The following is a 12,508-nucleotide window of genomic DNA, read 5'->3' as shown; positions in this document are numbered from 1 at the left end:
CAAATCTGTTGGCGTGACCTGACGATGGCTGCGTCTGCTCTAGCGACCAAGTTCGCGCGGCGGCGCACTTTGTCGCGAAGGGCCAGACTCGGACATCGCGACTCAGCTGATGGACGTCCGCTTTGCCCCACACAAGCTGACATATGACCGGTTCTGACGTAGGCGACGGAAATTCGCTAGGTGCAAATCGAAGTTGCTACGGCCGTGCCGACATTAACCATATGGGGGATCGCGCATTAAGGACCCCGACGGTTAGTGCGCCTTTAACGTTTTTGCACAAAAGGTAGACCCCCAGCGTGGAGATCAATACGCAAGGCGAATGACGGCGGACATTCATCCTCTAGGAGGATTGTTTGAGGGCGCTTCTCATGATCGCGCTCGCGGCGACCTTGGTCGGCTGCAGCCGTCAACCACCACACCAGGCGGGTACAGTACCGTGCACTGACGAACGCCAGTTCGCCTGTTTTCCCAGAGCGGCGGCTCATCAGCCGATCGAATTCGCGTCATTCAAGACCGAAGCGCCGACAGAAACCAAACTCAAGAGCGAAAAGCCGCTGTCTCTTCGGGGCCGTGACAGGGCTTCCCGTTTCATCACCAAGAAAACAAAACCTGCAAGCATCAGAGCAAAAACTGAGCCTACGTCAACTCGCATCCCGCTCCGGCCTCCCTCATTGAGGACGCAACTCGAGCCGAAAAGCAAAGCCGCTGCGGATTTGGGTACGATAGGGCAATCCACTGTGGTTCTCTCTCCGAATTCCAAAAGCAGAACCCTGCAGGAGCAGGTGGCGGCTGCGACCGAGGTCGCAGAGCGAATGACGGATGCGGATTTGACAGCTCCACATGACGATGGCGAACCCGCGGACCTCCTGGTTGCCGTTGTAATGGCTCGTCCGGAGATCAAGTCGGTAGCCGATCTTGCGGGTAAAAATGTTGCGATGGATGAAAGGTATTCTGCATCCAGCGTTGATGTTTGGATCGGGTTTGTTGTGGCAGGAAGGGTCTCAATCAAAGTGAGTGCAGGACACACCGCGGCGATCGATCGGCTTAGCAATGGCGAGGTGACGGCTGCTGTGCTGGCCCTCGTGTCTGCGGACGCAGCGGACGGGTTTCCTGAAATCGCTGGCTTCAAGATTTTTCGCGTCCCGCTTTGGCCACATACCTTGAAGGCTCGGCCCTAACCGATGAGCGAAACGATCTTCAAAATCTGAGCCTCTGTTGCGAGTTCAGTTCACTCTCCTCGACCATAGGGAAGCGGCGGGCACGTCGGCTATGCAAACTCGGCAGGAAAGCAGCGGAACCGAACGACAAATGGGGGACACCAAGGGATTTGCCTTTGGGTCATTTTCGACCGATTGAGCAGGGAGTATCGCCCGGTTGATGTCCGCTTTGACCCGAAAGCGCGGTGGCGCGGGCCGAGGCCCGGAGCGTTGCGATTGGCTAGAGACTCAGCGACAGCGATGGCTGAGATCGCGGCCTGAAGCCGCGTCTCTCCTAGCTCCTAGATCAAACCCGCCAGCCGCAGCGCCACGCCGGCCGCGCACGATCCCGCCAGCACCGTCAGCATGCCGAGCTTGAAGCGAAAGATTGCCGTCGCGGCCGCGATCGAGAGCACGAGTGCCGCGATGTCGACGCTTGCAAGCACCGGCATGTCGAAGGACAGCGGAAATGCGTGCACCGGGACGGTCTCGCGGAACAGCGTGTGCAGCGCGAACCAGATCGAGAGGTTGAGGATCACGCCGACGACGGCCGCAGTGATCGCGCTGAGCGCGCCGGCGAGGCCTTTATTGCCGCGCAAGAGCTCGACATAGGGGGCCCCTAAGAAGATCCAGAGGAAGCAGGGCGTGAAGGTGACCCATGTCGCAAGCAGGCCCCCGAATGTGCCCGCGAGCATCGGCGACAGCCCGTTTGGATCACGGAAGGCGGCCATGAAGCCCACGAATTGCAGCACCATGATGAGGGGACCGGGCGTGGTCTCGGCCATGCCGAGACCGTCCAGCATCTCGCGCGCGCTGAGCCAGTGATAATGCTCCACCGCCTGTTGGGCGACATAGGCGAGCACCGCATAGGCACCGCCGAAGGTTACCAGCGCCATCTTCGAGAAGAACAGCGCGATCTGGCTGAACACGTTGGCCTGTCCGGACGCCGCGAGCAGAGCGATCACCGGCACGAGCCAGAGCGCGAGCCATAGCGCGCCGACGCGGATCGCACGCGCGGTGTTGGGGCGGACATGATCGGGAACGGCCTCGCCGAGCATGCTGTCGATCGCGGCGGTGTTGGTGCCATGGCCATGGGCCGAGGGCGCGAATTCCGGACGGCCGCTTCTTGCGCCGACATAGCCGATCATGCCGGCGGTGATGATGATGATCGGGAAGGGGACGGCGAAGAAGAAGATCGCGACGAAGGCTGCGGCCGCGAGCGCGATCATGATGCGGTTCTTCAGCGCGCGCTTGCCGACGCGCACAACGGCTTCGACGACGATGGCGAGCACCGCGGCCTTCAGGCCAAAGAACAGCGCCTCGACGAAACTGACATTGCCGAAGGCCGCATAGATGTAGCTCAGGCCCATGATGGCGATGATGCCGGGCAGGATGAACAGTCCGCCGGCCATCAACCCGCCGGCCGTCCGGTGCATCAGCCAGCCGATATAGGTCGCAAGCTGCTGCGCCTCCGGTCCCGGCAGCAGCATGCAGTAGTTCAGCGCATGCAGGAAACGGCCCTCGGAGATCCAGTTCTTCTCCTCGACCAGGATGCGGTGCATGACCGCGATCTGACCGGCCGGGCCGCCGAAGCTCAAGACGGCGACCCGAAGCCAGACGCGAAGGGCTTCGTTGAAGCTGATGCCGTGACCGGCATCAGCTCCTGCTTGGACATTGCGGGTATCCATCACGCCTTCACTTTGTTGGTCGGCCAGTTGTGGGTCTCGGTGGTGGCGTCGCGGCACCAGCGGTAGAAGGCATCGTAGAGCAGCATGCCGGCCTCGAGCTGCTCGAGGTCGTCATCATACATCCGCGACAGGCCGAGCGAGGCTGCGAGCAGGCCCGGAGCCTCCGGAGCAAGATCGGGCCGCGCGGTGTCGGCCCCACGCACCAGGGTTGCGAGCCGCTGCAAGGGCGGGGTCGCAAGCCCGAACTCCTCGACCATGACGTCGAAGGTGCAGAGCTGTCCGCGGTGGCTCCAGAACACATTTTCGATGTCGAAGGGCGCGGCATTGAAGCGTTCGCCGACGCCGACGACCTCGGAGGGCACCACGTACAGGAACACCGCATTGGGATCGACGAAGCGGCGGATCAGCCATGGGCAGGCGATGCGATCGACCTTCGGCCGTGCTCGCGTCACCCAGACGGTGCGACCCTTGGTATCCCGCTTCGGCAGCTTGGTGGTGTCGACAAGCGGCAGTTTTGCCGCCTTCCAGCCCTCGAAACCGCCTTCCAGCGTCTCGGCCTGCACGCCAAGCTGCCGCAGCCAGGCCGCGGTGCCCTGCGCGAGCTTTTCGCCGCGCAGGCAGGTGACGATCGCCGGGCGTCCGGCGAAGTCGGCACCCCAATCCGGAACCTTGTCGTGGCTGAGCTTGATGGAGCCGGGGATCAGCCGCCGGTCGGCGGCATAGTCCTCGTCGGTCCGGACGTCGATCAGGGCAGGGGCATTCGCGGTGCCGATCAGCCGGGCCAGCTTGTCAGAAGATATCGTCGTGAAAGTAGACATGATGCGTCCTCGTAAAGAGTGAACGGGACGCGATACTTGGGCATGTCGCCTCGTGGGGAGATCGCTCAAATCCCCATGAGCCGTATTACAGCGAAACCGCGAGTGCCTGTCAATCGCGGGTTTGACCGGCAATGAGCCTTAGAAAGTTCTGCTACCGGGGCCTATATTCCCGGCAAACGGATTCTTTCCCGGAGATATGTCCGATGCACTCACATTCCACCGAGCAATGGACGCACGAGCACGCATTCCTCGGCGACAAGCATGACGAGAACGAGCGGCGCACCTGGTTCGTGGTGGCGCTGACGCTGATCATGATGGTCGGCGAGATCGTCGCCGGCTCGCTGTTCGGCTCGATGGCGCTGCTCGCCGACGGCTGGCACATGGGAACGCATGCGGCGGCGCTCGGGATCGCGGCCTTCGCCTATCGCTTCGCGCGCCAGCACCTTGGCAATGCGCATTTCACTTTCGGCACCGGCAAGTTCGGCGATCTCGCCGCCTTTTCCAGCGCGATCATCCTGGGGCTGATCGCGGTCCAGATCGCCTATGAGAGCGTGCTGCGGCTGATCTCGCCGGTGCCGATCGTCTATGGCGAGGCGATCGCGGTGGCGGTGCTTGGCCTCTGTGTCAATCTCGTCAGCGCCTGGCTGCTGCGCGACAGCCATGATCACCACCATCACGGCCATGATCATGGCCACGCACATGTGCATGACGAGGACCACGACCATGATCATCACCATCATCATCAAGACCACAATCTCCGCGCCGCCTATATCCATGTCATGGCGGATGCGGCGACCTCGCTCTTGGCGATCGGCGCGCTCGTCGTCGCCATGTATTCAGGATGGGTGTGGGCCGATCCGGCCGTCGGCCTGATCGGCAGCGTGGTGATCGCGAACTGGGCGTTCGGCCTGATCAAGGCCTCGGGCGCGGTGCTGCTCGACGTCAGGGCCGACGAGAAGCTGGAAAGGGTCATCCGCGCCCGCATGGAGGTGGGCGAGGACCGCGTCACCGATCTGCATCTCTGGCAGGTCGGCCCCGGCCACCGCGCCGTGCTGGTCTCGCTCGTCTCCGACAAGCCCAAGCAGCCCGCCGTGTACAAGAAGCGGTTGGCCGGATTGAAAGGGTTGAGCCACATCACTGTCGAAGTCGAGACCTGTCCGCACTAGCGCGGTCATGACTCCGCTCGCAGAGCGTGAATATCATCAATGATTCATCAAAGGTTGTGTCGCTTCGTTACAGGCACGACCGTCTGATCTATTTCGCCATTCGTGATCTGCTTCATAGGATCGTGCTCGCGTGCGCGGTACTGATCTAAGTGCACTCGATGGCGCGGCATCCGTCGAATTCACAACTGCCGGACAAGGAAGCGGGAATCGTACTGGCCTGAGCGGCCATTGACCTGAGTCCGACCAGCGGAGGTCGGGCTCTCGGAGAGACAACCATGGGCCTCGTGCAGCATGACACAGTTGTCCTCTTGATCGATCTCGTGGAGTCGGTGCGGCTCATGCGGGAGCACGAGGCATCCGCAGTGCGTCGATGGGCGGACTTCGTCCATATCGCCACTGAACGGATCTTGCCGCGTTATCACGGTGTCTTCGTCAAGAGCCTCGGCGACGGCCTGATGGTCCGCTTTGAGACAGTGCCTGACGCCGTGAATGCCGCAGCCGAGATGCATCGGACCATCGCCGCCCTGAATGAGGGGCTCCCCGAGGATCAACACTTCCAACTTCGCGCAGGGATCAACGCCTCGTCCGCCTGGAGCGATGGCATCGACATTTATGGCACCGGCATCAACCTCGCGGCCCGGCTGGCCGCACTCGCAGGTCCCGGTGAAACGATTGCCAGTGCGTCTGCCCACGATCGACTGGCGGCGGCCCTCGCCGGCCTCGCAAAACCGGGTGAGACCATTGGCAGTGCAGCGGCGCGTGACGAGCTCACGCATGGGGTGGATGCGCTATGCGAAGATTTGGGAGAATGTATACTCAAGCACTTTGACAAACCGGTGCGTGCTTATCGTGTCGGTCCGGCAAGTCCGCACCCGAGCCTCGCGGCTCGGAGAGACTATGGAACTCCCATGGAGCCGACGATTGCCGTTATCCCCTTCGTTGCGCGGAATAATGCGCCGGAGCATATGGATGTCGGGAGTTTGATCGCGGACAGCGTGATCTGGCGGCTCTCGAGGTCGGCGAACCTGCGGGTGATCTCGCGCCTGTCGACGAACGTGTTCCGCGGGCACTTGAGTGATGTCGCGGAAGTTTCCGCGCATCTCGGCGCCACCTACATCCTCAGCGGTAGCTACGTGGTCGATGCAGGCCGGATGCTCGTGACGGCAGAGCTGGCGGCGGCGCGCACCAACCAGATCGTCTGGACCGATCGCCTGAGCGGCGAGATCGGCGACCTGCTACAGCCGGAAAGTGATCTCGCTCATCGCATCGCCGCTGCCGTGCATCAGTCGGTCTTCGATGCCGAGGTCGAGCATATCCTGACCCAGCCGCTGCCGACGCTCGAGAGCTATTCGCTGCTGCTTGGCAGCATCCGGCTGATGCACCGATCGAGCAAGGAGGAGTTCCTCCAGACGCGCAAGGTTCTTGATGAACTGATCAACCGGCACGGCCGCGTTGCCGCCCCGCGCGCCTGGCTCGCCAACTGGTTTATCCTGCGAGTGACGCGCGGCTGGTCCGAAGACCGCAAGCGTGAAGCCGCCGAGGCCTTGAGCGCCACTCACGCGGCGCTCGACCGCGATCCGTCCGATGCGCTCGCGCTTGCGACCGAAGGATTCGTCTACTGTCACCTGCTTAACGACCTCGACACCGCCCGCAAGCGCTGCGAGCAGGCCGTCGATGCCAACCCCAGCCACGCGCTGGGTTGGCTCTATCGCGGCACCGTCAACGCGTTCAAAGGCGAGGGCTCCGCCGCTGTGGCAGCGACACAGCGTGCGATGGAGCTGTCTCCGCTCGATCCGCAACGCTACTATTTCGAATCCCTCGGCGCTACGGCGCAACTTTCGGCACATCGGTATTCCGAGGCGGAAAAGCTGGCGCGATCGTCGCTCGTGCTCAATCGCATGCATCCGTCCACCTGGCGCGTTCTCACGATTGCGCTCGTCGCGCAGAACCGGATGGAGGAAGCGCGGAGAGCCTTGGGCAAGATGCGCGAGCTCGAGCCGGCATTGACCGTGGAACGCTACATCGCGCGCGCTCCCAACGCGCACCTCGAAACAGGCAGGCACTGGGCTCGCTGCCTGGAAATGGCAGGTTTGCCGGCAACAGGCTGACTCACTCATCGACTGACCAACTCAACAGGGAGGCAGGCAATGGCTCAACTAGGCGGAGCAGGAGGAGCGGGCGGTGCGGGCGGCGCAGGTGGTGCGGGAGGAGCGGGCGGTGCCGGGGGCGCCGGCGGAGCCGGTGGAGTAGGTGGCGCGGGGGGAGGCGTAATCGGTTCGCTGGGCGACGTTTATGCCAACCCCGTGATGGTGGACGCGCTCATTCTCGAGCGAGAAGGGATCATCGTCGTTCCCGAACATTCGACGGCGCCACATTTCGACTACTACGCGCCGCAATTGCCAGGCATCGACAACCCGCTGCAGTTGGAGCGCTGGGAGCCCTGGGTTCGTGCCTACATCGCCCTCGGCGAACTGCTGTACGGGATCAGCTTTGTGAAGGTGGGAACGGGAGTCGGCACCGGATTCCAGGTGTGGTCGTCCGGATATCTGATCGCAGATATCGAACGTCCGGCGCAGTTGACGTTCGAAAAGCAGATTCCGATGGTCCTCAGCTGGGCGGAGCTGCGCAACGAGAGGGCCACTGAAATCATGGCGCAGATCGATGCCCAATACGCTTTCTGGTCGTCGATCGTCTATCTGCATTCCGACCGCACGAGACGCACATTCGAACTCATCAACATGGTGCTTCAGTTCTGCGTGTACGTGGAAATGCGCTTCAAGCACGCGCTCGCGTGCTGGCGTCCGGTCGAATACAACGCGCAGATACAGCCGATGATCACGACGCCCGGCCATGGAACTTTCCCCATGGGGCACGCGACGCAGGCCTACGCGGTGGCTCATGTATTGCAGGCACTGCTTAACCTTGACCCAAATTACCCAACGGTGATCGCGCAGCTCCAACGTCAGGCGGCGCGCATCACGACCAATCGTGTCGTGGCAGGCGTTCATTTTCCGGTCGACAGCATGGCGGGGCGTATGTTGGGCGTGACCCTGGGCGAGTACTTTGTCGGACGCTGTCTCGGGTCCACAGCATCGACGAGCCGTACGTTCAATGCCAGCTATGTCGACGGCCATCCCCACACGGACTTCAATCCATTCAGCGCGGACCAGCAATTCTCGGCAAATAAGTTTTATTCTGAATCTTCGGAAGGGCCCATCACACAGTCCCTCATTTTGAATGAGCTTTGGGGAAAGGCTCAGGAGGAGTGGACCTACTGGCACAAATTCCCCTAGGGCACGCTTCGTTGAGCACGTCAAAGTGGAGAGCGTACCATGGCCGACACCGAGTTTCCGAACTGCTTCGAACCCTACCTTCGCTATGCGATCGCGACAGACTTCAAGTACTTCGAGTCTTTCGACGAAAAGGGGTTCAAGCTGTTCCTGCTGGTGGAGTTCATAGACGTCCAACATGCAGAGCAGTTTGGCGGGGAAATGGACAATGACAACCATCCTCATGCCCCGCCAGGTATCGAATTCGGTCCGTCCGATCCGGCCTCTCGATTCACGACGATGCGAGGGTTCAAGGCGGCGGTTGGGCCCTCGACGTTTCAGAGCTGGATCGACCATGTTTTGAGAGTCGAACTGTCGCTGCCCGTGAAGCCGACTACGGCCGAGCTGGTCAAGCGGGCTGACCTGCGTGATCGTACGGCAAGCAAGTATCCGCCCACCGAGGTCCTGATCGGCCAGATTGACGACGGCTGTCCGTTCGCGGCGACGCGTTTTACCAAGTTCATCTCCAGCGTGGCGACCGGCACGCGTGTGCGCGGCATCTGGGATCAGAATCCTGACAGAAATCCGATCCGGCCGGACGGCACCAAGGTGTTCGGCAAGTTCTTGACCGACTTCAACTACGGCCTCGAGTTCCTGCGCGATTCAGATCCGCCTGGCACGGGCATACGACAGATCGGGCTGGACGAGTGGATCGAATTGCACACGACGAATACGGACCTCGTCGATGAAGATGACTGCTATGCCGACGCACATTTCAAGACCCTCAAGCGCCACCGTTCGCACGGCGGTCACGTCATGGATACGCTCGCGGGACGCGTTCCCGTCTCGTCACGCATCGGCCGCCAGGATCCACCAAGCTGGCAGCCGGACTCCGGTCCTGCGGCCACCGCGGACATCGTATTCGTTCAATTTTCGGAGGCGTGCCTCCGTGATGCGACGGGCGTATGGCTCAAGTCATATGTCGTGGATGGCATCTACTACATTCTGTCGTTCGTCGACCCGACGAAAACGAAGAACATAGTCGTCAATGTCAGCTATGGGCCGACGACCGGGCCACATGACGGCACGGCGGAGCTTGAGGACGCGCTGACGGACCTTGTCACGATATTCGACGGCACTCACGGAAAGCCGAAGCTCGACGTCTTCCTGGCCGTCGGCAACAGCTATCTGAGCGACGGCCACCTCTTTTTCGAGAACAAGACGACGCAGCCTGTTCATGCCGAATGGATATGGCGCATCCCGCCCGACAATTCGGTGCTGTGCTTTGCCGAGGTCTGGATGAGCGCGAGCGCTGCCAGCGGTGTCGTGGTGACATTGACTTCGCCCAGCGGCCTCATCTCGACATCCGTCACTGGCCCAATTCCGCCACCGCCCGGCTTCCCATTTCCGTCCTACACCGGAGCGTACGCCCCCCGCACCTGGGGAAGTAACACGATGTGGCTTCTTACAATCGAGCCGACCATTGCCGGGCCGGGGTTCGTGCCGGAGCACGGAGATTGGACGATCAGAGTGGACTACATCGGTGTCAACGCGAACGTGCATGCCTATGTCGCGCGCACCGACCCGAATTTCGACGTGCACTCCGGCGCCAGGTCGTCTCGTTTTGTCGATCCACAATGGGAGGAGAGTCTCTCGGCCGAGGAGAGTCTCGAATACGCCGACGGGGAGTTCGACCTGACCGGATCGCGGATCAAGACCCACGGCACTCTCAACGGCATAGCGACTGCGGAGGAGCCGAGCGTACATGTCGCCGGTGGCTACATCCTGTCGAATGGGCGCAAATCATCCTATGCCTCGGCTGGGCCCGCTCGCGGCGGCCCTCGTGAGGGTCCCGACTACGTGCTGCCTTGCGATGAATCCTACGCTCTCCAGGGCATTCTTGGCGGTGGCAATCGGAGCGGTGGGGTTTTTCGCTTGATTGGCACGAGCGTGGCGGCCCCCCAACTCGCACGGCACTTTGCCAACGCGGATGGTGGCGTCGCCTTCCCGATGGCGACCGATGTTCCGACCGATCCATCGGAAGTCGAGAAACGCGGTGGTGGCGATCTGCCTCCACCATGATCGACCGATGGCTGGTTGAGCCTCATTGTCGCGGGCAGTCCTGACTGCTCGGGGGAGAGCCTTTCCCGCCTTGACGCCACGGCCGCGCCGCGATCCGACCGCCAGGATGGCGGTTACGATCATGCCGCCGATCGCGAGCCTCGCCGTATTCTGGCCGCCAACTGCCGACGACACTGGACTTTTCGGCTCCGCTCGGGGTTTGATTCCGAACTGCCAATTGGCAGCCTGCCGCATGGAAGGAACCCCATGATACGTCCGATCAAACTTGCTCTCGCAGCCGCCGTGCTCGTCCTGTCCGCTCATGCAGTCTCGGCTCAGTCGGAAAAGTCCGGCGTCGAAAAGCTCTACATCCTCAATTGCGGGGAGGGTGCCACCAGCGACGTGTCGCGCTGGACGCCGGGCATGAACGAAGGCAAGCCGATGGACTTCGTTGATAGCTGCTATCTCATCAAGCACAGCCAGGGCTGGTTCCTCTGGGATACCGGTGTGCCGGATGCGGTTGCATCGATGCCCAATGGCCTGGTTCCCTCCGACCCGAAAGCGACGGTCTGGCGCCGGCCGAAGACACTTCTCGCGCAACTCGAGCAGCTCGGCCTCAAGCCGAGCGACATCAAATGGATGGCGGTATCGCACACGCATCCCGACCACACCGGCAATGTCGAGATGTTTCCGCAGGCCGTCCTTCATGTTCAGAAGACTGAATACGAGTGGCCCGGCCCCAACAACGAGCCGCGCTTCAAGCCCTCGCATCCCGTCGTGCTGCTCGACGGCGACAAGGATTTGTTCGGCGACGGCAGCCTGACCATTCTCGCAACGCCCGGCCACACGCCGGGACACCAGTCGCTGCTGGTGAAACTGCCGAAGACCGGCGCGGTGGTGCTGTCCGGCGACGCCGTGCACTTCAAAAGCAACTGGGACAACCGCGTCGTGCCGAGCATGAACGTCAGCAAGGACCAGACGGTCGCCTCGATGCGGAAGATCGCCGACGTGCTTGCGAAGGAGAAAGCCCAACTCTGGATCAACCACGACAAGGCGCAGCGCGACAGCTTGAAGATGGCGCCGGAGTCTTACGACTGACATTGTCCGGGCGGCGGATCCCTCGAATGACAGCTGGGACTGCTGCCACGATGCTGTCAGCAGGGGGGTGCTAGCAATTCGTCCGACTGGCTTCGCTAAGGAAGCAGGCTTTGGAGGCAGCCTTGGGCGAATGGGCGGGCGTTGCGATCGCGCTTCTGTCCAGCAGCGTTGGCGGCACCGCGGCAGCGATCACGCGCTATCTTGTCGGTGGCGCTGATCCGATCCTGCTGGCGATCCTGCGCTGGGGAATCGGTTTCGCCTGCCTGCTGCCGGTTGCACTGCTGTTGCGCGTGCGGTGGCCCTCGCGGGACGACGTGCCGGCCGTGCTGCTGCTCGGCCTCAGCTTCTTCGGCCTGTTCTTCATCCTCTACAATATCGCGATCGCCTATACGACCGCGGCACGGGCCAGCCTCGCGCTCGCGACGTTGCCGCTTCATACCATGGTGGTCGGCGCGCTCCTTGGCGTCGAGCGCCTGACGGTGCCCAAGGCGCTCGGCGTCGGCGTTGCCGTGCTCGGCGTCGTGGCCGCCCTCGCGACGGGCCTCGCGCAAAGCCCACCCGGAGCCTGGCGCGGCGAGCTGATCATGGCCGCGGCCGTCTTCTGCATGGCCTTCTACAACGTGTTGTCACGCCCGCTGATGCAGCGCTCGAGCGCGCTCGGCTTCCTGACGGTCGGGATGGGGGCAGGGGCCATCGCGCTGGTGCTGGTCGGCCTTGTGCGCGGAAGCTTCGCGGCGCTCGATTACTTCACAACCGCGCAATGGGTCGCGGGGGTCTATCTCGGCATCGGCGGCGGTGCGCTTGCCTTCATCCTCTGGGTCAAGGCGCTCGAGCTTGCGACGCCGACGCGCGTTGCCAACACTATGACGGTCAACCCGATCGCTGCGGCCGCGCTCGCGGCGCTCCTGATCGGCGAGCCGATCACGCCCAATCTCCTGATTGGCCTCGTCGCCGTCTTCGCCGGCATCTGGATCGCCACCAGCGGGGCGAAGGCGGCCTGATCAGCTCCGCGGAGCCGTAACGGGCGGCGGTCCGCCCTCCGGCGCCTTCTTCGGCTTCAGGCTGCCCGCGTAGAACGATAGCAGGAACACCAGCACGACGGCGGCGAGATAGACGCCATAGGCCTGTGGCGGCGTGATCGCCCATCGCGCGATGCGCCTGAGTGCGCCTGAATTTCCGGTGTCGTCGGTCATGCCTTGCTTTTGCGCGAAA

Annotated in this window: 10 protein-coding genes; 7 read left to right on the top strand and 3 right to left on the bottom strand. The window is 62.4% G+C overall.

Translation table 11 applies throughout. The features are described from left to right. The first annotated feature begins 368 nt into the window (after positions 1 to 368). Complete coding sequence (locus YUU_RS61175) at positions 369 to 1,178, top strand: hypothetical protein (RefSeq protein ID WP_051389738.1); 810 nt, start codon at positions 369 to 371, stop codon at positions 1,176 to 1,178. Between the two features lie 320 nt (positions 1,179 to 1,498). On the opposite strand, the gene chrA is transcribed toward YUU_RS61175, so the two are convergent. Both chrA and YUU_RS0113915 read right to left on the bottom strand, forming a co-directional pair. Then, positions 1,499 to 2,884, bottom strand: a complete 1,386-nt coding sequence (gene chrA / locus YUU_RS0113920) for a chromate efflux transporter (RefSeq protein ID WP_027522921.1) — start codon at positions 2,882 to 2,884, stop codon at positions 1,499 to 1,501. After that, complete coding sequence (locus tag YUU_RS0113915) at positions 2,884 to 3,702, bottom strand: chromate resistance protein ChrB domain-containing protein (protein ID WP_027522920.1); 819 nt, start codon at positions 3,700 to 3,702, stop codon at positions 2,884 to 2,886. The genes chrA and YUU_RS0113915 overlap by 1 nt, the downstream gene beginning before the upstream one ends. Before the next feature lie 203 nt (positions 3,703 to 3,905). Between YUU_RS0113915 and dmeF the strand changes: the two genes are divergently transcribed. The 6 genes from dmeF (at position 3,906) to YUU_RS0113880 (ending at position 12,297) form a co-directional block, all read left to right on the top strand. Continuing rightward, entirely contained in the window at positions 3,906 to 4,868 is a 963-nt protein-coding gene (dmeF, locus tag YUU_RS0113910; RefSeq protein ID WP_027522919.1) for a CDF family Co(II)/Ni(II) efflux transporter DmeF, read from the top strand. Positions 4,869 to 5,143: 275 nt separating this feature from the next. Further along, entirely contained in the window at positions 5,144 to 6,976 is a 1,833-nt protein-coding gene (locus tag YUU_RS0113900) for an adenylate/guanylate cyclase domain-containing protein (protein WP_027522918.1), read from the top strand. A 39-nt stretch (positions 6,977 to 7,015) separates the two neighbouring features. Further along, positions 7,016 to 8,161 carry a phosphatase PAP2 family protein gene (locus YUU_RS50875; protein ID WP_084801438.1) on the top strand — a complete coding sequence of 382 codons (1,146 nt, stop codon included), beginning with the start codon at positions 7,016 to 7,018 and terminating at the stop codon, positions 8,159 to 8,161. A gap of 39 nt (positions 8,162 to 8,200) precedes the next feature. Continuing rightward, the gene (locus tag YUU_RS0113890; protein WP_027522917.1) at positions 8,201 to 10,219 is read left to right on the top strand and encodes a hypothetical protein; all 2,019 of its coding nucleotides are present in this window, start codon (positions 8,201 to 8,203) and stop codon (positions 10,217 to 10,219) included. 246 nt (positions 10,220 to 10,465) lie between these two features. Then, on the top strand, positions 10,466 to 11,296 hold the full coding sequence (locus tag YUU_RS0113885; RefSeq protein WP_027522916.1) for an N-acyl homoserine lactonase family protein: 831 nt from the start codon (positions 10,466 to 10,468) through the stop codon (positions 11,294 to 11,296). A 122-nt stretch (positions 11,297 to 11,418) separates the two neighbouring features. Next, positions 11,419 to 12,297, top strand: a complete 879-nt coding sequence (locus YUU_RS0113880) for a DMT family transporter (protein WP_027522915.1) — start codon at positions 11,419 to 11,421, stop codon at positions 12,295 to 12,297. Here YUU_RS0113880 and YUU_RS0113875 read toward each other — a convergent pair whose 3' ends face one another. Next, complete coding sequence (locus YUU_RS0113875) at positions 12,298 to 12,489, bottom strand: hypothetical protein (RefSeq protein ID WP_027522914.1); 192 nt, start codon at positions 12,487 to 12,489, stop codon at positions 12,298 to 12,300. Between the last annotated feature and the right edge of the window lie 19 nt (positions 12,490 to 12,508).

Origin of the sequence: Bradyrhizobium sp. Ec3.3, assembly GCF_000472925.1 — a bacterium.
Lineage (GTDB): Bacteria > Pseudomonadota > Alphaproteobacteria > Rhizobiales > Xanthobacteraceae > Bradyrhizobium.
Note: the sequence above shows the minus strand (reverse complement) of the source record. Positions and strands in the feature narration are given on the sequence as shown.

Excerpts from the sequence above, each read along its gene's own strand:
- YUU_RS0113890 (WP_027522917.1), top strand. The coding sequence starts at position 8,201 with ATGGCCGACACCGAGTTTCCGAACTGCTTCGAACCCTACCTTCGCTAT.
- YUU_RS0113915 (WP_027522920.1), bottom strand. The coding sequence starts at position 3,702 with ATGTCTACTTTCACGACGATATCTTCTGACAAGCTGGCCCGGCTGATC.
- YUU_RS0113900 (WP_027522918.1), top strand. The coding sequence starts at position 5,144 with ATGGGCCTCGTGCAGCATGACACAGTTGTCCTCTTGATCGATCTCGTG.
- dmeF (WP_027522919.1), top strand. The coding sequence starts at position 3,906 with ATGCACTCACATTCCACCGAGCAATGGACGCACGAGCACGCATTCCTC.
- YUU_RS0113875 (WP_027522914.1), bottom strand. The coding sequence starts at position 12,489 with ATGACCGACGACACCGGAAATTCAGGCGCACTCAGGCGCATCGCGCGA.
- chrA (WP_027522921.1), bottom strand. The coding sequence starts at position 2,884 with ATGGATACCCGCAATGTCCAAGCAGGAGCTGATGCCGGTCACGGCATC.
- YUU_RS0113885 (WP_027522916.1), top strand. The coding sequence starts at position 10,466 with ATGATACGTCCGATCAAACTTGCTCTCGCAGCCGCCGTGCTCGTCCTG.
- YUU_RS50875 (WP_084801438.1), top strand. The coding sequence starts at position 7,016 with ATGGCTCAACTAGGCGGAGCAGGAGGAGCGGGCGGTGCGGGCGGCGCA.
- YUU_RS61175 (WP_051389738.1), top strand. The coding sequence starts at position 369 with ATGATCGCGCTCGCGGCGACCTTGGTCGGCTGCAGCCGTCAACCACCA.